The 21,758-nt window shown below is 67.3% G+C and carries 19 protein-coding genes; 16 read left to right on the top strand and 3 right to left on the bottom strand.

Going from position 1 to position 21,758, the window contains the following annotated elements; all coding sequences use genetic code 11:
• The first annotated feature begins 33 nt into the window (after positions 1 to 33).
• The 6 genes from mtrB (at position 34) to secA (ending at position 9,547) form a co-directional block, all read left to right on the top strand.
• Positions 34 to 1,695: an MtrAB system histidine kinase MtrB gene (gene mtrB / locus ACYVGI_RS16840; RefSeq protein WP_460633739.1), complete on the top strand. Its 1,662-nt coding sequence runs from the start codon at positions 34 to 36 to the stop codon at positions 1,693 to 1,695.
• Positions 1,692 to 3,392 carry a GerMN domain-containing protein gene (locus ACYVGI_RS16845; protein ID WP_460633740.1) on the top strand — a complete coding sequence of 567 codons (1,701 nt, stop codon included), beginning with the start codon at positions 1,692 to 1,694 and terminating at the stop codon, positions 3,390 to 3,392. Before mtrB ends, ACYVGI_RS16845 begins: the two co-directional genes overlap by 4 nt.
• A 113-nt stretch (positions 3,393 to 3,505) precedes the next feature.
• Complete coding sequence (locus ACYVGI_RS16850) at positions 3,506 to 4,219, top strand: ComF family protein (protein WP_460633741.1); 714 nt, start codon at positions 3,506 to 3,508, stop codon at positions 4,217 to 4,219.
• A 149-nt stretch (positions 4,220 to 4,368) separates the two neighbouring features.
• Positions 4,369 to 5,073 (top strand): ribosome hibernation-promoting factor, HPF/YfiA family, encoded by a 705-nt coding sequence (hpf, locus tag ACYVGI_RS16855; RefSeq protein WP_460633742.1) that lies wholly within the window; start codon positions 4,369 to 4,371, stop codon positions 5,071 to 5,073.
• Positions 5,074 to 5,217: 144 nt separating this feature from the next.
• A complete protein-coding gene (locus tag ACYVGI_RS16860; protein ID WP_460633743.1) occupies positions 5,218 to 6,576 on the top strand; it encodes an ATP-binding protein in 1,359 nt (452 codons plus the stop codon).
• A 163-nt stretch (positions 6,577 to 6,739) separates the two neighbouring features.
• On the top strand, positions 6,740 to 9,547 hold the full coding sequence (gene secA, locus ACYVGI_RS16865) for a preprotein translocase subunit SecA (RefSeq protein WP_460633744.1): 2,808 nt from the start codon (positions 6,740 to 6,742) through the stop codon (positions 9,545 to 9,547).
• Between the two features lie 114 nt (positions 9,548 to 9,661).
• Here secA and ACYVGI_RS16870 read toward each other — a convergent pair whose 3' ends face one another.
• A complete protein-coding gene (locus ACYVGI_RS16870; RefSeq protein WP_460633745.1) occupies positions 9,662 to 10,162 on the bottom strand; it encodes an Rv3235 family protein in 501 nt (166 codons plus the stop codon).
• Positions 10,163 to 10,351: 189 nt separating this feature from the next.
• Between ACYVGI_RS16870 and ACYVGI_RS16875 the strand changes: the two genes are divergently transcribed.
• Positions 10,352 to 11,845 carry a sensor histidine kinase gene (locus ACYVGI_RS16875; protein ID WP_460633746.1) on the top strand — a complete coding sequence of 498 codons (1,494 nt, stop codon included), beginning with the start codon at positions 10,352 to 10,354 and terminating at the stop codon, positions 11,843 to 11,845.
• A 186-nt stretch (positions 11,846 to 12,031) separates the two neighbouring features.
• On the top strand, positions 12,032 to 12,397 hold the full coding sequence (locus tag ACYVGI_RS16880) for a hypothetical protein (protein ID WP_460633747.1): 366 nt from the start codon (positions 12,032 to 12,034) through the stop codon (positions 12,395 to 12,397).
• A gap of 26 nt (positions 12,398 to 12,423) precedes the next feature.
• Here ACYVGI_RS16880 and ACYVGI_RS16885 read toward each other — a convergent pair whose 3' ends face one another.
• Positions 12,424 to 12,990, bottom strand: a complete 567-nt coding sequence (locus ACYVGI_RS16885) for an Lrp/AsnC family transcriptional regulator (protein ID WP_460633748.1) — start codon at positions 12,988 to 12,990, stop codon at positions 12,424 to 12,426.
• A gap of 174 nt (positions 12,991 to 13,164) precedes the next feature.
• On the opposite strand from ACYVGI_RS16885, the gene ACYVGI_RS16890 reads away from it, so the two are divergent.
• From ACYVGI_RS16890 to ACYVGI_RS16910, 5 genes are read left to right on the top strand one after another with little or no spacing between them, the layout of a single operon-like run.
• On the top strand, positions 13,165 to 14,736 hold the full coding sequence (locus ACYVGI_RS16890) for an ABC transporter substrate-binding protein (RefSeq protein WP_460633749.1): 1,572 nt from the start codon (positions 13,165 to 13,167) through the stop codon (positions 14,734 to 14,736).
• Complete coding sequence (locus ACYVGI_RS16895; RefSeq protein WP_460633750.1) at positions 14,720 to 15,799, top strand: ABC transporter permease; 1,080 nt, start codon at positions 14,720 to 14,722, stop codon at positions 15,797 to 15,799. The genes ACYVGI_RS16890 and ACYVGI_RS16895 overlap by 17 nt, the downstream gene beginning before the upstream one ends.
• Positions 15,796 to 16,686 (top strand): ABC transporter permease, encoded by an 891-nt coding sequence (locus ACYVGI_RS16900; protein WP_460633751.1) that lies wholly within the window; start codon positions 15,796 to 15,798, stop codon positions 16,684 to 16,686. The genes ACYVGI_RS16895 and ACYVGI_RS16900 overlap by 4 nt, the downstream gene beginning before the upstream one ends.
• Positions 16,683 to 17,477 carry an ABC transporter ATP-binding protein gene (locus ACYVGI_RS16905; RefSeq protein WP_460633752.1) on the top strand — a complete coding sequence of 265 codons (795 nt, stop codon included), beginning with the start codon at positions 16,683 to 16,685 and terminating at the stop codon, positions 17,475 to 17,477. The genes ACYVGI_RS16900 and ACYVGI_RS16905 overlap by 4 nt, the downstream gene beginning before the upstream one ends.
• On the top strand, positions 17,474 to 18,250 hold the full coding sequence (locus tag ACYVGI_RS16910; protein WP_460633753.1) for an ABC transporter ATP-binding protein: 777 nt from the start codon (positions 17,474 to 17,476) through the stop codon (positions 18,248 to 18,250). Before ACYVGI_RS16905 ends, ACYVGI_RS16910 begins: the two co-directional genes overlap by 4 nt.
• A 202-nt stretch (positions 18,251 to 18,452) precedes the next feature.
• Here ACYVGI_RS16910 and ACYVGI_RS16915 read toward each other — a convergent pair whose 3' ends face one another.
• Entirely contained in the window at positions 18,453 to 18,701 is a 249-nt protein-coding gene (locus ACYVGI_RS16915; protein WP_055890939.1) for a WhiB family transcriptional regulator, read from the bottom strand.
• A gap of 211 nt (positions 18,702 to 18,912) precedes the next feature.
• Between ACYVGI_RS16915 and ACYVGI_RS16920 the strand changes: the two genes are divergently transcribed.
• Genes ACYVGI_RS16920 through ACYVGI_RS16930 form a run of 3 tightly spaced genes read left to right on the top strand, consistent with a single transcriptional unit; the run spans position 18,913 to position 21,754 of the window.
• Positions 18,913 to 19,407 carry a hypothetical protein gene (locus ACYVGI_RS16920; RefSeq protein WP_460633754.1) on the top strand — a complete coding sequence of 165 codons (495 nt, stop codon included), beginning with the start codon at positions 18,913 to 18,915 and terminating at the stop codon, positions 19,405 to 19,407.
• A gap of 36 nt (positions 19,408 to 19,443) precedes the next feature.
• Positions 19,444 to 20,199: a DUF1684 domain-containing protein gene (locus ACYVGI_RS16925; protein WP_460633755.1), complete on the top strand. Its 756-nt coding sequence runs from the start codon at positions 19,444 to 19,446 to the stop codon at positions 20,197 to 20,199.
• Positions 20,200 to 20,257: 58 nt separating this feature from the next.
• Positions 20,258 to 21,754: an ABC transporter substrate-binding protein gene (locus tag ACYVGI_RS16930; RefSeq protein WP_460633756.1), complete on the top strand. Its 1,497-nt coding sequence runs from the start codon at positions 20,258 to 20,260 to the stop codon at positions 21,752 to 21,754.
• The last annotated feature ends 4 nt before the right edge of the window (positions 21,755 to 21,758 follow it).

Raw genomic sequence — 21,758 nt, forward strand, 5'->3', positions numbered from 1 at the left:
CCGAAAGCGCCGGCCCGGATGCGGTACAGGTGGATGGACGGGCGATGGTGGCGGCAGCTTCCCTCGCAGCTCGTCGGCGTCTGGCGGCGCTCGCTGCAGGTCCGCACGGTCACGATCACCCTGCTGCTGACCGGCATCGCGATCCTGGTGACGGGCATCTATATGGCGCTCAGCATCAGCAACGACCTCTATCAGTCGCGTCTCGACCAGGCGCTCCGCGACTCCAGCAGGGCGACCACGTCCGCGCAGTCGACGCTGAACGCGTCGGACGTCTCCGCCTCCGACTCCGGCAAGAACCTCCTGAACTCCACTCTGCAGACGGTGCAGGGAGCCACCTCGAGCAGGCTCATCGCCGCGTATCGGGTGCCGGGCCAGGACGTCTCCATCCCCGCGCCGCCCGACCGGGCGAGCCCGGGGCTGAACGGCGTGATCTCCGACGAGCTGCGTCAGCAGGTGCAGAACGGCGGGACCAAGCAGTTCTACCAGTCGGTCGCGCTACCGGCAGGGAACGGGACCACCGACCCCGGAATCGTCGTCGGCACCCAGCTCACGCTCCCGAGCTTCGGGCACTACGAGCTCTACATCGGCTACAACCTGCGCGACTCGGAGAACACCCTGCTGTTCGTTCAGGGCACGCTCCTGCTCGCCGGGTTCGCGCTCATCCTTCTGATCGGCGCGATCACCTGGGTGATCGTGCGCTTCGCCGTGCAGCCGATCAGGGTGGCGGCGGAGACCAGCGAGCGTCTCGCCGCTGGCGACCTGGCCGTGCGCATCCCGGAGCACGGTGAGGACGTGTTCGCGTCCCTCGCCCGCTCGTTCAACGGGATGGCGGACAGCCTGCAGAGCCAGATCAACCAGTTGGCGACGCTGTCGCAGCTCCAGCAGCGGTTCGTCTCCGACGTCTCGCACGAATTGCGCACACCGCTCACGACCATCCGGCTGGCGGGCGATGTGATCTACGACCAGCGTGAGACGTTTCCTCCAGCCACCGAGCGCACCGCCGAGCTGCTGCACACCCAGATCGAGCGCTTCGACCGGCTTCTCTCCGACCTGCTCGAGATCAGCAGGTACGACGCGGGGTCCGTCGCCCTCGACCCGGAGCCGACCAACCTGGTGCGGCTCTCCGACGACGTGGTCGACGAGCTGCGCACCCTCGCCGAGCAGAACGGCTCAGAGCTGCGACTGGATGCGCCTGGCGGCTACTTCGACGTCGGCATGGACCCGAGGCGCATCCGTCGCGTCGTGCGCAACCTCATCGGCAACGCCATCGAGCACGGCGACGGCAAGCCGGTCGTCGTGACAGTCGACAGCAACGAGAGCGCCGTCGCGCTCACCGTCCGCGACTACGGGATCGGGATGAGTCAGCAGGAGGTCAACCACGTCTTCGACCGGTTCTGGCGGGCCGACCCGTCGCGCAAGCGCACCATCGGCGGCACGGGTCTCGGGCTCGCGATCTCGCTGGAGGACGCGACGCTGCACTCCGGCTGGCTGCAGGTCTGGTCGGCGCCGGGCGCGGGCTCGTGCTTCCGGCTGACGCTGCCGCGCGTCTCCGGCAAGGAGATCGCGTCGTCGCCGCTCCCGCTGCCGCCGACGGACGCGGGAGCGACAGACGCGGCGACGGCGGTCGGCGCGGCAGGCGGGGCGGGCGCGGCAGGCGCGGCCGAGCAGCTCACCGACCGAGGAGCCACAGCATGAGCGTCCGCAGCCCGTTGCGCCGCGCCGTCGCCGGCGTGGTCGCCGTCGTCGTGCTCTGCGTGCTCGCCGCGTGCGCGAGCATCCCGAGCTCCGGTCCTGTCCGCCAGGGCGGTCCTGTCGCACAGGTGAACGACCCGCTGGACCTCGACTTCAACCCGTCGCCCCCGGAGAAGGGCGCGACCCAGCAGCGCATCGTCCAGGGGTTCATCGACGCGGCGTCCAGCCCGAAGAACAACTTCGACATCGCCAGGAAGTACCTCACCAGGTCGATGTCGGCCAAGTGGAACCCGGACGAGTCCGTCACCGTCGACGACGGCCGCAACCGCTCGTTCGATCACGACGACAACCAGTGGAGCGTGTCGGTCAACCCGGTCGCCAATGTCGACAGCGCCGGCGCGTACCACGCCGTCACGAGCACGGCGCCTGTCGGCCTCCGCTACGAGCTCCAGAAGCAGGACGGCGAGTGGCGCATCGCCGTCGCGCCGAACGGCGTCGTCATCGACGACCCGACGTTTCGCTCTGTCTACTCGCAGCAGCCCATCTACTTCTTCAGCCCCGACTACGCGTACCTGGTTCCGGATGCGCGCTGGTTCCCCGCCCGCGTCGCCACGGCCGCCACCAGGGTGGCGAGCGCCATCCTGGCCGGGCCATCCAAGTGGCTGACCGGGGCGGTGACGAGCGCTTTCCCGCAGGGCACCCAGCTCGCGCTGCCGTCGGTGACGACGTCGGGAGGCGTGGCCAGGGTCGACCTCAGCTCCGAGGCGGGCCAGGCGGACACGATGGCGTTGCAGCGGATGCAGCTCGAACTCGAACAGAGCCTCGGCAGTCTCGCGCAGTCCGTGGAGATCTCCATCGAGGGCAACCAGCAGCAGATCCCTCCGCTCAGCGACGCGAACGCACCGGCCCAGGATCCCCCTGTCGACTCGCACGCCATCGTCTACCGCCAGAACACGTTCGGCCTGCTCAGCGGGTCGAGTGTCACGGAGCTCAGCGGGATGAGCGACAAGATCATCGCCCTGCAGCCCAGCGCAGTCGCGCTGAACGCCGCGAGGGACGAGGCGGCCGTGCTGTCCCACGGGGCCGCGTACTTCGTGCGGAAGAGCGCGGAGCCCGCCAAGGTGGATGCGCGACCCGGCCTGATCGCGCCGGTCATCGACCCGAGCGGCTGGGTCTGGTCGGTTCCGCAGGCGAGCCCGGGGGCACTGCAGGCGTACAGCCCGGACGGGCAGGCGCACGCCATCAAGACCGAGTGGCCGTCGGCGACCTCCATCGTCTCGATCGCGGTCTCCAGGGACGGAACGCGCGTCGTCGCACTGCTGAGGAACGGGACCCAGTCGCTGCTCGTCGCCGCGGGGATCGTGCGCGGCGAGGCCGGTGTGCCCACCGGGCTCACCGAGCCGATCGAGCTCGTGGTCGGGGCGGGGACGCCGCGCTCCGTCGCCTGGACGGGAGAGCTCACCGTCGCCGTGCTCAGCAACACCTCGGGGGATGCGACCTCCATCACCGAGCAGACCATCGGCGGAACGTCGACGACGACAGCGGGGCCGGGAGGCGGGACGACCATCGTCGGTGCTGGCGGGCTCTCCCGCTACCTGGTGCTGACCGCGGACGGCTCGCTGCAGGCGCCGACGGGCACGGGGTGGCAGGCGCAGACGGACAAGGTGGGCGCGGTCGCCGTGCAGCTCGGCCAGCCGTGACCCGTGCGCTGACCTGCTGAGCGGCGTCCCTCCACAACCGACGCTTCGCACACGTTCTCCACCGATCCGTCCGCACCCTGCCACGCCGCCCACCCACCGGCCAGGCTCGAACCATGACGATCACGAACCAGTTCAGGGAATCCATCCTCGACGCGGCAGCGGTGCTGCATCCCGTGCAGTGCAGTGGATGCGGTGCGCACGACAGGGCGGTGTGCCCCGCGTGCGCGCTCGCGCTGCGGCCGGGCGCGCTCGCCGCGGAGGGCGCAGATCCGCCGCTGCTCGCGGCCCTCAGCTACGAGAGCGTCGCGCGCCGCGTGCTGCTGGCGTTCAAGGACGGCGGGCGCACCGACGCCGCTCCCGCGCTCGCCGGGGCGCTGCGTGCCGCGATCGTGGAGGCGCAGTCCCACGCGCAGGCCGCGGGGAGGCCGCGGCCGCATCCACAGGTGGATGCACGCCACGCGCTGCTCCCCGTGGTCATCCCGTCCACGCGCGCAGCGTTCCGCCGCAGGGGATATCACCCGACGGCGCTGCTGCTGCGGAGAGCGCGCATCCTGGTCCCTCCGCTGTGGCGCGCTCTGCGCCTCACCAGGCAGACCGAGGACCAGGCCGGGCTGACGGCGCAGCAGAGGACGAGCAACAGAGCGGGCAGCATCGTCGCGTCCCCGCGGCTGCGCGGGAGGGACTGCCTGATCGTCGACGACATCGTGACCACGGGGTCCACGGTGCGCGAGGCCGCGCGCGCGATCACCGCTGTCGGGGGCAGGGTCGTGTTCGCAGTAGCAGTCGCACGCACGCCGTTGCGAGGCGGCTCGCCGGGCATCGCGTGACGCTCGGGGAGTGCACGGGAAAGGTTCGGCAGATAGAGCAGTTCTACCTGTTCACTTCCGAGCCGGACGGCACTACGGTGGTCGAAAAGGTGTGGACGACCCGCCCTTCGTGATCCGGGCGGACGGCACGCCGGAACAGGGAGGTCTCCATGGACATCAACATCATCGGACGCAACCTGGGTATCACCGATCGTTTCCGTGAATACGCGACTGAGAAGGCGGAAAAGGTCTCGCACCTCGCCGAACGCGCGATCTCTTTCGAGATCAAGGTCAGCCGCCACAACGAGAAGGTCGGCTCCCAGAACGGCGATGATCGCGTCGAACTGACTCTCGTCGGGCCGAAGGCCGTCGTGAGGTCGGAAGCGACCGGGACCGACAAGTACGCGGCGTTCGACATCGCCCTCGGGAAGCTCCTCGAACGGGTGCGCAGGGCGAAGGACCGTCGCAAGGTGCATCGTGGCCAGCACAGGCCGACATCGCTCCGAGAGGCGAGCACGGACGGCTTCAGCACTGTCGGGCTCGCTGCGGCTCCTGTCGCGGTACTCGATCAGGTGAGGACGGGAAGCGTTCCCGTCGTCTCCGATGATGCGGAAACCGCAGCGGAGGCAGAAGACGACTACTGCCCCGTCGTCATCCGCAAGAAGGTGTTCGCCTCCGTCCCGATGACCGTCGACGACGCTCTGTACTACATGGAGCTCGTCGGACACGATTTCTACCTCTTCATCGACCAGGAGAACCAGCGTCCGAGCGTGGTCTACCGCCGCAAGGGCTGGGACTACGGCGTGATCGCCCTGGACGACGAGGCGGAGGAACTGCAGGAGGTCGCAACGGCGAGCCGCAAACTCGGCGGCTGAGCCGGCGGGCTCCAGCAGCACCGATCCAGCGCCGATGGTGGCGGCCCAGGCGGCCGCCGCCATCGGCGCCTCGCTTTCCCAGCCCTGCGAACCCCGGTAGATCCAATGCGCTCGCTGCTGAATGCGCCATAACAATCCTGCTAAATGCACCATAAAAACTCTGCTAAACGCACTATAGAGCGGCTGCTAAACGTACAATTAGTTCATCGTCCCCGACCTCCCTGCCCTGAAGGCCGCATGACATACTCCTCCCGAGTCATCGACCATTCCCTCGATGTGCTCTTCCCCGAGCTTCCCGCGATCGCCATCGAAGGACCAAAAGGCGTCGGCAAGACGGCAACGGCGCAGCAGCGTGCGTCACAGGTGTTCCGGCTGGACGAGCCCGCCGACGAGGAACTGCTGCGAGCATCCCCCGGTGCGATCATGGCCGCCGAACGCCCGGTGCTGATCGACGAGTGGCAGCGCTATCCGTCGTCATGGGATCTCGTCCGACACGCTGTCGACGCAGACTACAGCGGGGGACAGTTTCTCCTCACTGGCAGCAGCATTCCTTCTGATGCTCCTGCGCATTCTGGCGCAGGGCGTATCGTTTCGCTTCGGATGCGCGGACTCTCCATCGTCGAGCGAGTCATCGAGCGGCAGACGGTGGCCTTCGGTGGTCTCTTCGACGGCCGCGCGGAGATCGTCGGACGTACCACCGTGGACCTCGCCGACTACATCGAGGAGATCGTCGCTTCTGGCTTTCCGGCCGTGCGTTCGCTGAGTTCCCGAGCCCGCCGCGCCACGCTCGACGGATACATCACCAGGATGCTTGAGCACGAACTGACCGAACGCGGCGTGGGAGTCAGACAGCCTCAGCAGTTGCGCCGCTGGCTGAAAGCGTATTCACGTGCGACGGCATCGACGGCGACGCACGCCACCATCGCATCCGGCGCGCAGGAGAATGACGGAGACGCAACGCCTCGTCAGACCGTGAACAGATATCGGGACGCGCTGACGCAGTTCTGGATGCTCGACGAACTGCCGGCCACCAACCTCGGTTTGAACGGCGTGCGTCTCGGAGACACGCCGAAGCACTTCCTGGCCGACCCCGCCATCGCTGCACGACTCCTCGACCTGGATGAGGATCGGCTCATCGCGGGTGCGGCTGTCGAAATGCTCGGCCCGCAGGACCGGACCGCGCTGGGTGCGCTCTTCGAGGCGCTGGTGGTCATGTCGCTTCAGACATACGCCCAGGCGGCAGACGCCCGATTGTCGCATCTCCGCACCCGCAACGGCGACCATGAGGTCGACGTCATCGCACGACGTCACGATGGGAGGACCATTGCTCTCGAGGTGAAACTCGCAGCCGCGCCCTCCGAGCGGGATGTTCGCCACCTGCTCTGGCTGAAGCGGCTCCTCGGTGATGAACTCGCGGACATGATCGTCGTCACGGCAGGTCCATACGCGTATCGACGTGACGACGGCGTCGCAGTGGTGCCGCTCAGCCTCCTCGGTGCGTGAGGGCGGCGCCTCGCTTTCCGGAGCGCCCTCACAGGAACTACCCGCCGAACCCAATGGCGGAACAAGTACGATATGTCTAGCGTCGGCCCCGGTCGGCGGTTCGACGTGCGCCCGACTGGGCGACAGGCGATACCAGCCTGAACAAACAAAGTGGAGTGCATAAGTGGCCTCAGTACTGGAAAAGGTCCTCCGTGTCGGTGAGGGTCGCACCCTCCGCCGCCTGGAGGCGTACGCCAAAGCGGTGAACGCGCTCGAAGACGACTTCAGCGAGCTCACCGATGAAGAGCTGATGCACGAGACCGTCGAACTGCGGGAGCGGTACAGCAACGGCGAGTCGCTCGACGACCTCCTGCCCGAGGCGTTCGCCGCCGTCCGCGAGGCGGCCAAGCGCACGCTCGGGATGCGTCACTTCGACGTGCAGATCATGGGTGGCGCCGCCCTTCACCTCGGCAACATCGCCGAGATGAAGACCGGTGAGGGCAAGACCCTCGTGGCGACCACGGCCGCGTACCTCAACGCGATCTCCAGCCGCGGCGTCCACGTCATCACCGTCAACGACTATCTGGCCAGCTACCAGTCGGAGCTGATGGGCCGCGTCTTCCGTGCGCTCGGCATGACCACCGGCGTGATTCTCGCCGGTCAGACGCCGGAGGAGCGCCGCGAACAGTACGCGGCCGACATCACGTACGGCACCAACAACGAGTTCGGCTTCGACTACCTGCGCGACAACATGGCGTGGCAGGCGAGCGACATGGTGCAGCGCGGCCACTTCTTCGCGATCGTCGACGAGGTCGACTCGATCCTCATCGACGAGGCGCGTACTCCGCTGATCATCTCCGGGCCGTCATCCGGCGAGGCGAACCGCTGGTTCAACGAGTTCGCCAACCTCGCCAAGCGCCTGGAGCCGGAGGTCGACTACGAGATCGACGAGAAGAAGCGCACCGTCGGTGTGCTCGAGCCCGGTATCGAGAAGGTCGAGGACTACCTCGGCATCGACAACCTGTACGAGTCGGCCAACACGCCTCTCATCTCCTTCCTGAACAACGCGATCAAGGCCAACGCCCTGTTCAAGCGCGACAAGGACTACGTCGTGATGAACGGCGAGGTGCTCATCGTCGACGAGCACACCGGGCGCATCCTGATGGGCCGCCGCTACAACGAGGGCATCCACCAGGCCATCGAGGCCAAGGAGGGCGTCGAGGTCAAGGCCGAGAACCAGACCCTCGCCACGGTGACCCTGCAGAACTACTTCCGTCTCTACAAGAAGCTGTCCGGCATGACCGGTACCGCCGAGACCGAGGCCGCCGAGTTCATGAGCACGTACAAGCTCGGCGTCGTCCCCATCCCGACCAACAAGCCGATGCAGCGCATCGACCAGTCCGACCTCGTCTACAAGAACGAGCAGGCGAAGTTCGCGCAGGTCGTCGAAGACATCGCGAAGCGCCACGAGAAGGGCCAGCCCGTCCTCGTCGGAACCACCAGCGTCGAGAAGAGCGAGTACCTGTCGCGTCTGCTCGCCAAGAAGGGCGTGCGTCACGAGGTCCTGAACGCCAAGAACCACGCCCGTGAGGCCGCGATCGTCGCACAGGCCGGACGCCTCGGCGCCGTCACCGTCGCGACCAACATGGCCGGACGTGGAACGGACATCATGCTCGGCGGCAACGCCGAGTTCATCGCCGTCGCCGAGATGAACTCCCGCGGACTGTCGCCGGTCGACACCCCCGAGGAGTACGAGGCGGCGTGGGATGAGGTCTTCAACTCCGTCAAGGAGAAGGTGCAGACCGAGGCCGACAAGGTCGTGGAGGCCGGTGGTCTCTACGTGCTCGGCACAGAGCGCCACGAGTCGCGCCGCATCGACAACCAGCTCCGCGGCCGTTCGGGACGTCAGGGCGACCCGGGCGAGAGCCGCTTCTACCTGTCGCTGACCGACGACCTGATGCGCCTCTTCAACGCGGGCGCCGCAGAGACCCTGATGGGCAGAGGCAACGTCCCCGACGACCTCGCCATCGAGTCGAAGGTGGTCAGCAGGGCCATCCGAAGCGCGCAGTCGCAGGTCGAGGCCCGCAACGCCGAGATCCGCAAGAACGTCCTCAAGTACGACGACGTCCTCAACCGGCAGCGCGAAGCGATCTACGGCGATCGCCGTCACATCCTCGAGGGCGACGACCTTCACGAGCGCACCCAGCAGTTCCTCACCGAGGTGATCGACGACATCCTCGACCAGCACACCGGAGAGGGCAACGGAGACGACTGGGACTTCGACGCCCTGTGGGCCGAGCTCAAGACCCTCTATCCGGTGGGTGTGACGATCGACGAGGTCATCACCGAGGCGGGCAACAAGGGCAAGATCAACCGCGACTTCATGCGTCGCGAGATCCTCTCGGATGCACGGATCGCTTACCAGAAGCGCGAAGAGTCGCTCGGTTCGCCCGCGATGCGCGAACTGGAGCGCCGGGTGGTGCTGTCGGTGATCGACCGCCGCTGGCGCGACCACCTCTACGAGATGGACTACCTCAAGGACGGCATCGGCCTGCGCGCCATGGCGCAGCGCGACCCGCTGGTCGAGTACCAGCGCGAGGGCTACGCCATGTTCCAGCAGATGATGGGCTCGATCCGCGAGGAGACGGTTGGCTTCCTGTTCAACCTGGAGGTGGAGGTCAACGAAGCCCCAGGCGAGGTCGAGGCTCCGAGCGTCGCCGCCAAGGGACTCGACCGCGGAGAAGAGGAGGCCCGCCTCAGCTACTCCGCTCCGAGCGACGCCGGTGGCGTCGAGGTCCGCAACCAGCGCGGCCAGATCGAGCAGAGCGCCACGGCCCGCGCGCAGCGCGCCCAGCAGCAGTTGAACGAGGCGGCAGCGCCGCCGGCGCAGGGTGCGACGCAGCGCGGCGCGTTCGGCCAGCGCGTCAGCGACAACGACGCGCCGGCTCCCGCCAACCGCGCAGAGCGTCGTGCGCAGGGCAAGAAGAGCTGACCTGCCCGCTCGATCACGAGCTGCAGATCACGAGATGGCCGTCCCGTTCGGGGCGGCCATCCGTGTCTCGCGCGCTGCGCGCACCGGCGCGCGCACGGAGTCGGGGCACACAGGTCACAGGACGCTGATGGCGCTCGCCCGCCAGCGCTCCTTGACAGCATCGAGCCGCATCGCGACCGCGCGAGACCGACTCGGCTGATGCACGATCACCACCGCTTCGACCACGCCGTCCTGTGGTCGTGCGATGACAGGGTCGCCGAGCCACAACCGCGGCCGCTGCACGGTGGCCCCTGTGACCTGTCTCGTGCGCGCCGCGATGGCCGAGCGGCGCAGCAGATGGATGAAGACGTCGTCACTCACCCAGCGGCTGAGCTGGTCGATGCTTCTCGCCCCCGCGAGCACCTCCACCACGCAGAGCGCGAGATTGGCAGCGAGCGGTGCGGGGTCGGGGAAGCCCCTGTCGTCCGTGGCGCTCGGCAACTCCAGCACGGGATGCGCCTGGCGGCCGGGCGCGCCAGCGTGGCGTGTACCGGCCACACGGCCGGCACGGATCGAGCGCGGCGGCAGGCCCACTGGCCTGGTGCGGTCATGGTTGTGGTCGAGAACGGTGCTCACAGGAGAATCCCCTCAAACGCGGCCGCTGCTGCGCGGCGACTTTCATCGGCTACGGCGGCGGAAGCCCGCCCCACTTCGACCGTCGCGTGGGTGCCACTCAAGCAGGCGCATCCCTGGGGAGTCCAGGGCTCTAACACGGGCTGTGGATAACATCCGTGATTGTTTCGGGGATCTGCCTAGACTAGGGGCGTGTCGACGCTCAGTGATCTCGTGCAAGCCCATGGCCGTTCCTCGGAGGAGGATGTCGATTGGCTTCATGGCCTCGTCGGTGACTGGCAGCTCCTCGCCGACCTCGCCTTCGCCGACATCGTGCTCTGGGTGCCGACGACCGACGACGATTTCGTCGCTGTGGCACACGCGCGCCCGTCGAGCGCTGCGACCCTGTTCTACCGCGACTTCGTCGGGCAGCGCATCAAGCCGGAGTGGCGCCAGCAGGTCATGGATGCGTTCCAGACCAAGCAGATCATCGACACCAACGCGCCGGACTGGTTCGAGGAGACGCCCACCCGCGTGCGCGCCGTGCCGGTCATCCGCCGCCTCAGCATCAACTCCAACGAGACGGCCGAGCAGCCCGTGGCCGTCATCACCCGGCACTCCAACCTCAGCGAGGCGCGCACGCCTGGGCGTCAGGAGCTCACGTTCAACGACTGCGCGAACGACCTGTTCAACATGATCGCGACGGGCGACTTCCCCGATCTCGGGGCGCCGAGCGGCCCGAGACGCGGCGCCCCGCGCGCATCCGATGGGCTGATCAGGCTCGATGTCGACGGCATCACCACGTTCGCGAGCCCCAACGCGCTCAGCGCCTTCAACCGGATGGGGTTCACGGAAGAGCTCGAGGGCGAGTCGCTGGCGACCGTCACCACCCGCCTGCTCTCCGGCCGGATGACCGTGGACGAGTCCCTGCCGCTCGTGGTCACGGGGCGCGCGCCCTGGCGCACGGACATCGAGGCGCGCGGGGTCACGGTGTCGCTCAGGGCCATCCCGATCCGCAACAGGGGGGAGAGGGTGGGCGCGATCGTCCTCTGCCGCGACGTGTCGGAGCTGCGCCACCAGGAGCGCGAACTCATCACCAAGGACGCGACCATCCGCGAGATCCACCACCGGGTCAAGAACAACCTGCAGACCGTCGCGTCGCTGCTGCGCATCCAGGCGCGCCGCACACACTCCGAGGAAGCGCGCGAGGCGCTCAGCCAGGCGATGCGCCGGGTGGCCGCCATCGCGGTCGTGCACGACACGCTCTCCACGGGCCTCAACCAGATCGTCGACTTCGACGACGTGTTCGCCCGCGTGCTGCTGCTCGTGGCGGAGGTGGCGTCGAGCCACAACACCACCGTGCATCCCAAGTCGTCCGGCAGTTTTGGCTCCCTGCCGAGCGAGTACGCGACCCCGCTCGCGCTCGCGCTCACCGAGCTCGTCACGAACGCCGTGGAGCACGGCCTCGCCGGCCGCGAGGGCCAGGTCGAGATCATCGCGAACCGCTCGGAGGACTCCCTCACGGTGAAGGTCGTCGACAACGGCTCCGGGCTGCCGGAGGGCAAGGTCGGAAGCGGGCTCGGCACGCAGATCGTGCGCACCCTCATCCAGGGCGAGCTGGGCGGCACGATCGACTGGCACACCATGATGGGGCAGGGCACCGAGGTGACCATCGAGGTGCCGCTGCGCTACCTCACGAAGTCATAACGTCCGGTCGATACGCGAAGAGCGCATCCGTCTGTCGCTCGGATCGGGGCCGAAAGGACTAATCGTGCGGAGCATTCGGCGTTTCTCGCCACATGTGTCGCTCAACAGGCTCGGGATGCGCGCCCGCTGGACGGATCGCTCGCCCGTTTGACAGTAATGGGGGCATTCGCGGCAGAATGGTCCGCCGTGACCGCCTCCACCAAGAACCCGCACGCTTCCGCGCCGATCGACGGAAAGTACTTCGACATGATCTCGTCGACGTCGAGCGACGTCGCCGAGGACGCTCCGACGCGCTTCCTCTACCGCGAGGAAGCCGGGGTGCTGTGGGGCGAGTACGTCGGCGACACCGTCGCGGTCGGCCGCTTCGTCGGACGCCGCGAGCACGACGTGCTGCACATCTCGTTCGTGCACCACGGGATCGACGGGAGCACCGCTCAGGGCAGCGCCACCTCCACCATCTCGGCCGACGACGACGGCAGGCTGATCCTCACCGAGGAGTTCGCGACGCCCGACGGCGCGCAGCACATCTCCGTGTGCCGCGAGGTCGCGTAGCGCAACGCAGCAGCGCGGAGCGCCGCTCAGCGGCGGCGGCGCGGATCCGCCGTCGCGCGCTCTGCCCGCTGGTCGCTGGTCCGCACGAACCTGGTCATGCCGTAGCGCTCGCCGGAGGTCTGCAGCGCGTCTGAGGTGACCCTGGGCATACGGAGCGACACCCTCGTGGCCTGCTCGTCCATCAGGAACACCGTGACGGTCGCCTTGATCGACGGCCACTGGGCCAGCCTGGTCGCGACGAGGTTGTGGATGGCGGAGACCCCGCTCGCCCGCACCAGCAGCATGGCGTCGTGCTCTCCCGTCATGACGGTGAAGTACTCGAGCTCCGGCAGGCTCTCCAGCCTGCTGCGGAAGTCGGCCCACTGGCTCTGGCGGAGGGTGACGAAGACGAGAGCGGACACGCTGAGACCGACGGCGGCAGGGTCGATGTCGGCGTGGACGCCGCGGATGACGCCGTTCTTCACCAGCGCTTCATAGCGGGCGTATGCGTTGGACCGGGAGATGCCGAGTTCTTCGGCGAGTGCCGCGATGGATGCGCGACCGTCTTCCCGCAGAAGTTCCAGCATCCGGATATGCGTCTCGTCGAGTTCCATGCGCCCTCACATTCGTCCTCCGACCGGCCAAAATGGCCCGTGTGATGGAGATAATATGCCGATCGCGGCAGAAGCGCAGCACATTCGTCCGACATTTCCCGGCAAAGTTGACACAGATTCATGGATGACAGTAATTTCGCAGCTAACCTTCCAACCAACTCAAAGGGGTCATCCGTGTCCCAATCCCTGCGTCGCGCCGCTCTCGTCGGCATCGCGGTCGCCAGCGCGCTCGTGTTGAGCGCCTGCGGCGGCACCTCCAACAGCTCATCGTCCTCCGGTGGAAAGTCGATCGTGGTAGACGCCTCGTTCGACTTGAAGACGGCCGACCCCAACCGGGAGTACGAGACGACAGGCGGCATGGTCGCCCACGCGCTCTACCAGACGCTCCTCACGTTCGACGGCAGCGATGTCTCGAAGCCTGTCGACGGCCTCGCCAGCTACACGATGTCCGACGACAACAAGGTCCTCACCCTCACCATGAAGGGCGACTCGACGTTCTCCGACGGCTCCAAGGTCACCGTCGACGATGCGGTGTTCTCGCTGCAGCGTGTGCTCGGCATCAAGGGCAACCCGTCGTTCCTGCTCGACGGCATCACCGTGGCCAAGACGTCCGACACCACGCTGACGCTCACATCGGCCGAGCCGAACCCTGCCCTTCCGTACATCCTTCCGAACCCGGCGCTCGGCGTCGTGAACAAGAAGGTCGTCGAGAAGAACGGCGGATCGGCCACGGCGGACGACAAGGCGGAGTCGTTCCTCAACAAGACGTCCGCGGGCTCCGGCCCGTACATGCTCGAGTCGTTCGACGCCGCATCCCAGGTGGTGCTCACGAAGAACCCCAAGTACACGGGGACCGCCCCGGCGTACGACCGCGTCGTCCTCCGCAACGTGCAGGGCCCCACCCAGAAGCTGAACGTGGAAGCGGGCGACTCGCAGATCGCGCTCGACCTCAATCCCGACCAGGTAGCGGCCATCGACAGCTCCAAGGTCAACGTCATCTCCGCGGCGTCGCGCTACACGATCTTCCTCCTGCTGAACCAGGACAAGGCCGTGGACCCGTTCACGAGCAACCCCGACTTCCTGGATGCGGTCAAGAAGGGGATCGACTACGACAAGATCCTCGACCTGGCAGGCAAGGGCTCCGAGCGCCCTGGCGGTGTCATCCCGTCGATTTTCATCGGCGCCCTCAAGGCGTCGGACGGCAACCAGTTCGACCTCGACGGTGCGAAGGCCGCGCTGGCGAAGTCCGGGTACAAGGGCGAGACCGTCAAGCTCAACTTCCCGAACGACATCACCGTGCAGGGGCTGTCGCTGCAGTCGGTCGCCGAGTCCATCCAGGCTCAGCTCAAGACCGTCGGAATCAGCGTGCAGCTTGCTCCGGCTCCCGTCGCCACCGAGCTGGATGCGTACCGCAACGGCAAGGAGCCGATGGGACTCTGGTACTGGGGCCCCGACTTCCCGGACCCCTCGAACTACCTGGCGTTCACCCCCGGTGAACTGGTCGGCCTGCGTGCCGGCTGGACGGCAGGCGCCGACCCGACCGTGACCGACCTGGCAGCGAAGGCCACGGCCGCGACGGGAACGGACGAGCGCACCGCCGCCTACCAGGCGCTGCAGAAGGCGCAGAACGCCTCAGGGCCGTTCATCCCGCTGCTGCAGCCGGCGCAGAACGTGGTGACTGCGAAGAGCATCACGTCCCTGTCGCTCAACCCGCTCTGGACGATCGACTTTGCGGGCATCAAGTAAGACGCCTCCGGGCGAACGCGAGAGGAACGCGCCAGCGGGGATCCCACCGCTGGCGCGTTACCTCGCGGTCAGGCTCGGCATCACCGTCCTGCTCCTCTTCGGCGTCACGCTCGTCACGTTCACGCTGACCAACCTCGTCCCCGCCGACCCCGTGCAGGCGGCACTCGGCGAGCAGGCCGCAGCCGATCCGGCGATCGTGCAGCAGTTCCGGGAGGCGCAGGGTCTCGACAAGCCGCTGCCGGTGCAATACCTCACCTACCTCGGGCATGTCCTCCAGGGCAATCTCGGCACCTCCACCCAGACGCACAACGCCGTTGCCTCCGATCTCTCGCGGGCGTTCCCAGCCACGATCGAGCTCGCGGTGACCGCGATCGTCATCTCGATCGTCCTCGGCATCGGCCTCGGCCTGATCGCGGCTCTCAAGCGGCGCACCTTCTGGGACCAACTCATCCGGGTGATTAGCCTCATCGGCGTCTCGATGCCCGCGTTCTGGCTGGCCCTCGTGGTCTACTTCGTCTTCTTCTACCAGTTGCACCTCTTCCCCGGATCGGGCCGGCTGGCGCCCACGGCCATCGCCCCGCCGCAGGTGACCGGCCTCTACACCGTGGATGCGCTGCTCGCCGGCGACCTGCCCACCTTCTGGGATGCGGTCTACCACCTCATCCTCCCGGCGTCGGTGCTCGCGCTGTACACGATCGGACTGCTCACGCGCTTCGCCAGGTCCGCCGTCCTCGAAGTCCTCGACCTCGACTACGTGAGGGCGGCTCGGGCGAAGGGGCTGCCTGCGCACACCGTCGTGTTCCGGTACGTGCTGCGCGGCGCTCTGGTTCCGATCATCACGGTGGTCGGCCTCGCGTTCGGCTCCCTGCTCTCCGGGACGGTGCTCGTCGAGAAGATCTACTCCTGGCACGGACTCGGCGAATACGCCTTCTCCGCCGCCACCAAGCTCGACCTGCCCGCGATCATGGGCGTCGGCCTCGTGGTCGGCTTCGTCTACATCGGGCTCAACCTCGTCGTCGACATCGCGTACGGCCTGATCGATCCGAGAGTGAGGGCCGCATGACCCAGGACGTCCTCTCCCGCGGCCTCCGGCGCCCGTTCCGCGCCAGGCTCAACGTCCCGCGCGCGATGCGCACACCGCTCGCTGTGACGGGCGGCGTGATCGTCGTGGTCTGGCTGCTGGTGGCGATCCTCGCACCGTGGATCGCACCGTACGATCCGCTCGCGCAGAGCTTCACCAAACTGCTCGCGCCGAACCCGGTCAACTGGTTCGGCACAGACGAGGTGGGCAGGGATGTGCTCTCCCGCGTCATCGCCGGAGCCCGCGTCTCCATCCTGCTCGCGCTGCTGCTCGTGGCCTCGTCGCTCGTGATCGGCACGATCCTCGGCGCGGTCGCGGGGTACATCGGCAAGGCGGCGGACGAGATCATCATGCGCGTCGCCGACCTGGTGTTCGCGTTCCCGACGATCATCCTCGCAATGGTGATCGCCGCATCCCTGGGCCCCAGCCTGACCAACGCTGTGATCGCCATGCTGATCGTCTCCTGGCCGGCGTACGCCCGCGTCACCCGCTCGCTGGTGCTCGGCGCGCGCACGAGCGAATACGTGATCGCTGGGCGTCTGCTCGGCAACAGCCCGGTCGTCTCGCTGTCGAAGGACATCCTGCCGAACATCATCGCTCCGGTGTTCGTGCTGGCGACGCTCGATGTCGGCACCGCGATCCTGCTGCTGTCCGGCCTCTCCTTCCTCGGACTCGGTGCTGTGCCGCCGACCCCGGACTGGGGCGCGATGGTCTCCTCCGGCGTGCTCAACTTCTCGTCCTGGTGGATCGCCGTGTTCCCCGGACTCGCGATCCTCTCCGTGGTGCTCGCGTTCAACTTCCTCGGCGACGCGTTGCGCGACTCCCTGGACCCGCGCACGGCCGAGAGCGTTCAGGGGAGGGCACTGTGAGCGGGTTGAGCATCAGGAACCTGACGATGTCGATCGGGTCGGGGGAGAGAGCCAAGCCCATCCTGCGGGGCATCGACCTCGAAGTTCCTGCCGGGCGTATCACGGGCCTGGCAGGTGAGTCCGGCTCCGGCAAGACGATGACCGGACTCGCGGCGCTCGGGCTGCTGCCCGCCGGGTCGCAGACAGGCGGCGTTATCGAGTTCGACGGCCGCAACCTGCTCGAGCTGCGCGGCAGGGCGCTCAACGAGCTGCGCGGCTCCAGGATCGCGATGGTGTTCCAGGACCCGACGGCGAGCCTGCACCCGATGCTCACGATCGAGGGACAGCTCACCGACCACCTTCGGGCGCACCGTCGCATCTCCAAGAAGGAAGCAGTTGCGCGAGCCATCGACACGCTCGAACTGGTGAAGGTGCCGGACCCAGCGGGCGCGTTGAAGAAGTACCCGCACCAGTTCTCCGGCGGCCAGTTGCAGCGCATCGCGATCGCCATGGCGATCATCTGCGGGCCGTCCGTGCTGGTCGCGGACGAGCCGACCACGGCGCTGGATGTGACGGTTCAGGCCGGCATCCTCCGGCTGCTTCGCTCGCTGTGCGACGAACTCGACCTCGCCGTGCTGCTCGTCACGCACGACCTCGGCGTGATGTCGGCGCTGGCGGACACCATCGCCGTTATGCGCAACGGGGAGATCGTCGAGCACGGCGACCGGTTCCAGATCATCACCGATCCGCAGAACGAGTACACGCGCGCCCTGATCGACGCGCTGCCCAGCACGGACAGGGAGGGCTCATGAGCCTGCTCGACATCGAAGACCTCGTCGTCACGTACAAGCAGCCGGGACGCGGAAAGCTGACGGCCGTCGACGGTGTCAGTCTGCGCCTCGACAAGCGGCAGGTGCTCGGGCTCGTCGGCGAATCGGGTTGCGGGAAGTCGACGATCGCACGCGCGATCTGCGGCCTCGAGCCCGTGCAGCACGGCAGCATCCACTTCGATGGCGCTCCGGTGCGGCGGCTGGGATTACGGAAGCGCGAGAAGGCGCAACTGCGCATCCAGATGGTTTTCCAGAATCCGTATGCGTCGCTGAACCCGCGGCGCACGATCGCGAGCCAGCTCACGGACGGGCTGCGCATCAATCCCGACCGGTCGGCATGGACGGTGGCGTCGCTGCTGGAGGCTGTGGAACTGGATGCGTCGGCCGCGACCAAGCACCCGCACGCGTTCTCCGGCGGTCAGCGTCAGCGCATCGCCATCGCGCGCGCCATCGCGACCGGCCCCGACCTGCTGATCGGCGACGAGCCGATCGCGTCCCTCGACGCATCGCTGCAGGCGCGGGTGGCGGGGATGATGCGAACCCTCGCGATCGAGACGGGTGCGGCGCTGCTGTTCATCAGTCACGACCTCGCCATCGTGCGGGAGATCGCCGACGACGTCGCCGTGATGAGCGCGGGCCGGATCGTCGAGCGCGGCCCGGTCGCCCAGGTCTGGAACGACCCGCAGGCGAGCTACACGAAGCGCCTCCTCGGCGCCATCCCCAAGGTCGACGGCCTCGGCCACCTCCCCGGCTGACCGCCCCGCTCCCTGTCCCACCTGTTACGTTCGGCAGGAGAATCCGCCGCCCCGCGCCGGTTTCTCCGTCCGGACGGAGAAACCGGCGGCGTGTCGGCCGAGAGTTCCTGCGTTGCGCGCACAAACGAAAGCCGAGGCCGCTCCCTCTACTGCTAGGTGTGTGAGGGAGCGCCTCGGCGTGCGCCGCGGGTGATGTGGCGGGTCAGGAAGCGCGACGGGCGCGTGCTGCGCGGCGCTTGAGAGCGCGACGCTCGTCCTCGGAGAGGCCGCCCCAGACGCCGGAGTCCTGGCCGGTCTCGAGCGCGTACTGCAGGCAGATCTCGGTCACGGTGCAGCGAGCGCACACGGACTTGGCCTTGTCGATCTGGTCGACTGCGGGCCCGGTGTTGCCGACGGGGAAGAAGAGTTCGGGGTCCGCGGTGAGGCAGGCAGCTTTGTCGCGCCAGTCCATGAAAATGTGCTCCTTGTTTGCTGATTGTTCCCCGGCCGCTACGGCCTAGGATGCATGGTAAGCAGTCGAGCTACAGGGTGAATGATCCGTGGGGGATAGACCTGCCCACGACCCTGTGAGCGCTAACTCGACCTCGAATATGCTCCCATAGCGCATAATCCGAATCAATAGTTTTGTATGAGATAACGCTGTGAACACAAGCGAGAAATGAATGAGTGCTAGAGTTCCGCCCCCCGATGGGGACCAGTCCAACCGTTCCACCGACCCCTCCATCGACAGCGCAGGCGACACCGTGACCGGTCCGTCCGCGAGTCGTCGGCCGCCGCTGCTCGTGGCGCTCTCCGTCCTGCTCTTCCTTGAGGCGATCCTGGTTGCGGGAGCGGCCATCTGGCTGCTCGTCGAACTGCTCACGCAGCGGCCGGAGTCGTTCGCGACGGCCGTCGCCATCGTCGTGCTCGTCGTCCTCGCAGCGATCTGGGTTGTCGCGACGGCGATCGGGGCTCTGCGCGCGCAGAACTGGTCGCGCGCGTCCGCCGTCACCATCCAGATCCTGCAGATCGCTGTCGCCGTCGGCTCGTTCCAAGGTCTGTACGCACGTCTCGACCTGGGCTGGGCGCTGCTCGTCCCCGCCGTCGTCGGCATCGTCCTCGCCGTCTCTCCGCAGGTCGTGAAGGCGACGACGCGCAACACTGCGCAACACGAATAGGGCGGAAGCGGGAACAAGTCGCACACTCGGATGGTTATGCCCGACATCGTGACTGAAACATCCTCCGCCCCGCTCGCTTCCGCATCCACCATCGACGAAGCCCGCGCCGGCCACCAGGCGTGGCGCGACGCCCGTCTCTCCTCCGTCGTATCCCCGACAGGGAACCTCAGCCTCATCGAGACCCGCTGGCTCCAGCCCGGCGACGAGACCACGGCTCAGGATGCGCTGGCCGGTCAGCCGGACACGGTCACCGCCACCGAGCTCACCCGCACGAACCTCGAGACGGGGCAGCCGGAGCGCGGCATCCGTCTGTGGGACGCGAACTCACCGGCGATCCAGGCGTTCGAGACCGTCACCGCCTTCCCCTTCGCCCCAGAGTGGGTCATCGAAGCGACCTTCACGCCGGTCGACGGCGCCCGCACGGTCCCGTTCGAGCACATCCGCGACAACGGCGGAACGCGCGACCTCGTCGTGCCGGGCGACATCACCTTCACGAAGGACGGCGTCGCGTACACGCTCAGCGCGTTCGACGATGACGGCACCCTGCTGCTCGTCTTCGGCGATCCGACGAACGGTGCTGACGGAGACGACGGCACGTACGGTTCCGGCCGCTTCCTGTTCGTGCAGCACGACGGCGAGAAGGCCGTCCTCGACTTCAACCGCGCGTTCGTGCCGCCGTGCGGTTTCTCGGACCAGTACAACTGTCCGCTCCCTCCGCGCAACAACCGCTTCGACATCCCGGTCGAAGCGGGCGAGAAGGTCGTCGTGTTCCGCGACGGCGCAGCGCACTAGCACCACCCGAACGAGCTCCACAGCACAGCAACCCCCTCACCCCACCAGGAGAACTCCGTTGAGAAAGAAGTCCATTCTCGTCGTGCTCGCTACGGCCGTCGCCGCCACACTGGCGCTGGCCGGATGCTCGGGCGCATCGTCGTCGTCGAGCGGCGCTGACGCATCCATCGCCATCGGCTCGCTGTACGAGCCGGTCAACCTCGACAACACCGCAGGCGGAGGCCAGGGCGTCACGGAGGCCCTGAACGGCAACGTCTACGAGGGCCTGTTCAAACTCACAGACGACGGCAAGGTCGAGCCGCTCCTCGCGACGAAGTACACCGCGAGCGACGATGGCCTCACCTACACGTTCACGCTGCGCGACGGTGTGAAGTTCCACTCCGGCAAGCCACTGACCAGCGCGGACGTCAAGAGCAGCATCGAGCGCGTGACCGCCGCGGATTCGCAGTCTGCGCGCAAGTCGCAGCTCGCTGTCATCTCCGGCATCGCGACGCCGGACGACAAGACCGTCGTCATCTCCCTGAAGTCGCGCTCGATCTCGCTGCCGTACAACCTCAGCTACATCTGGATCTACGGCCCGGGCACCAAGAACTACAAGACGGCGGAGGACGGCACCGGCCCGTACACGCTCGGCACGTGGAAGCGCGGCAGCTCGCTCAGCCTCGAGCGCAACGACGACTACTGGGGCACCAAGGCGAAGAACAAGGAAGTCGTCTACGACTACTTCACCGACGCCACGGCCCTCTCCAACGCCCTCCTCACCAACCAGGTGGATGTGGTCACCAGCATCCAGAGCCCGGATGCGCTGACCCAGTTCGACGGCAACAAGGACTACACGATCACCAACGGCAAGTCGACCACGAAGGAGCTGCTGGCCTTCAACGACAAGGTCGCGCCGTTCGACAAGGCCGAGGTCCGCAAGGCCGTCTACTCCGCCATCGACACCAAGAAGCTGCTGAGCTCCATCTGGGGCAAGTACGGCACGTTGATCGGCTCGATGGTCCCGCCGAGCGACCCCTGGTACGAAGACCTGACCAAGGTCAACCCGTACGACGTGACCCTCGCCAAGAAGGAGCTGGCCGAGGCCGGCCTGCCGAACGGCTTCACGTTCACGCTCGACACCCCGACGTACGACCCCCACCCCGCGGTCGCCGAGTTCCTGAAGAGCGAGCTGGCGAAGGTCGGCATCACCGTCAACATCAACTCCATCTCGGCCGACGAGTGGTACACGAAGGTGTTCAAGAACCACGACTTCACCGCCACCCTGCAGGAGCACGTCAACGACCGCGATGTGGTCTGGTACGGAAACCCCGACTTCTACTGGGGCTACGACAACCCGCAGGTCACCCAGTGGGTGAACGAGGCCGAGCAGGCGACCACCACAGCGGAGCAGACCGCCAAGCTGAAGCTCGTCAACGAGCAGATCGCGAAGGACGCTGCGAGCGCCTGGCTGTACCTCTACCCGCAGATCGTCGTCGCGTCGAGTGACGTCAGCGGGTACCCGGTCAACGGGCTGAACTCGCAGTTCTACGCGTACGACATCGTCAAGAAGTAGACAG

This window comes from Leifsonia lichenia (genome assembly GCF_054780215.1).

Bases quoted from the DNA above. Each gene is read 5' to 3' on its own strand.
- hpf (WP_460633742.1), top strand. From the start codon at position 4,369: ATGGACATCAACATCATCGGACGCAACCTGGGTATCACCGATCGTTTC.
- ACYVGI_RS16860 (WP_460633743.1), top strand. From the start codon at position 5,218: ATGCACCATAAAAACTCTGCTAAACGCACTATAGAGCGGCTGCTAAAC.
- ACYVGI_RS16920 (WP_460633754.1), top strand. From the start codon at position 18,913: ATGAGTGCTAGAGTTCCGCCCCCCGATGGGGACCAGTCCAACCGTTCC.
- ACYVGI_RS16885 (WP_460633748.1), bottom strand. From the start codon at position 12,990: ATGGAACTCGACGAGACGCATATCCGGATGCTGGAACTTCTGCGGGAA.
- ACYVGI_RS16900 (WP_460633751.1), top strand. From the start codon at position 15,796: ATGACCCAGGACGTCCTCTCCCGCGGCCTCCGGCGCCCGTTCCGCGCC.
- ACYVGI_RS16845 (WP_460633740.1), top strand. From the start codon at position 1,692: ATGAGCGTCCGCAGCCCGTTGCGCCGCGCCGTCGCCGGCGTGGTCGCC.
- ACYVGI_RS16910 (WP_460633753.1), top strand. From the start codon at position 17,474: ATGAGCCTGCTCGACATCGAAGACCTCGTCGTCACGTACAAGCAGCCG.
- ACYVGI_RS16925 (WP_460633755.1), top strand. From the start codon at position 19,444: ATGCCCGACATCGTGACTGAAACATCCTCCGCCCCGCTCGCTTCCGCA.
- ACYVGI_RS16915 (WP_055890939.1), bottom strand. From the start codon at position 18,701: ATGGACTGGCGCGACAAAGCTGCCTGCCTCACCGCGGACCCCGAACTC.
- ACYVGI_RS16850 (WP_460633741.1), top strand. From the start codon at position 3,506: ATGACGATCACGAACCAGTTCAGGGAATCCATCCTCGACGCGGCAGCG.
- mtrB (WP_460633739.1), top strand. From the start codon at position 34: ATGGACGGGCGATGGTGGCGGCAGCTTCCCTCGCAGCTCGTCGGCGTC.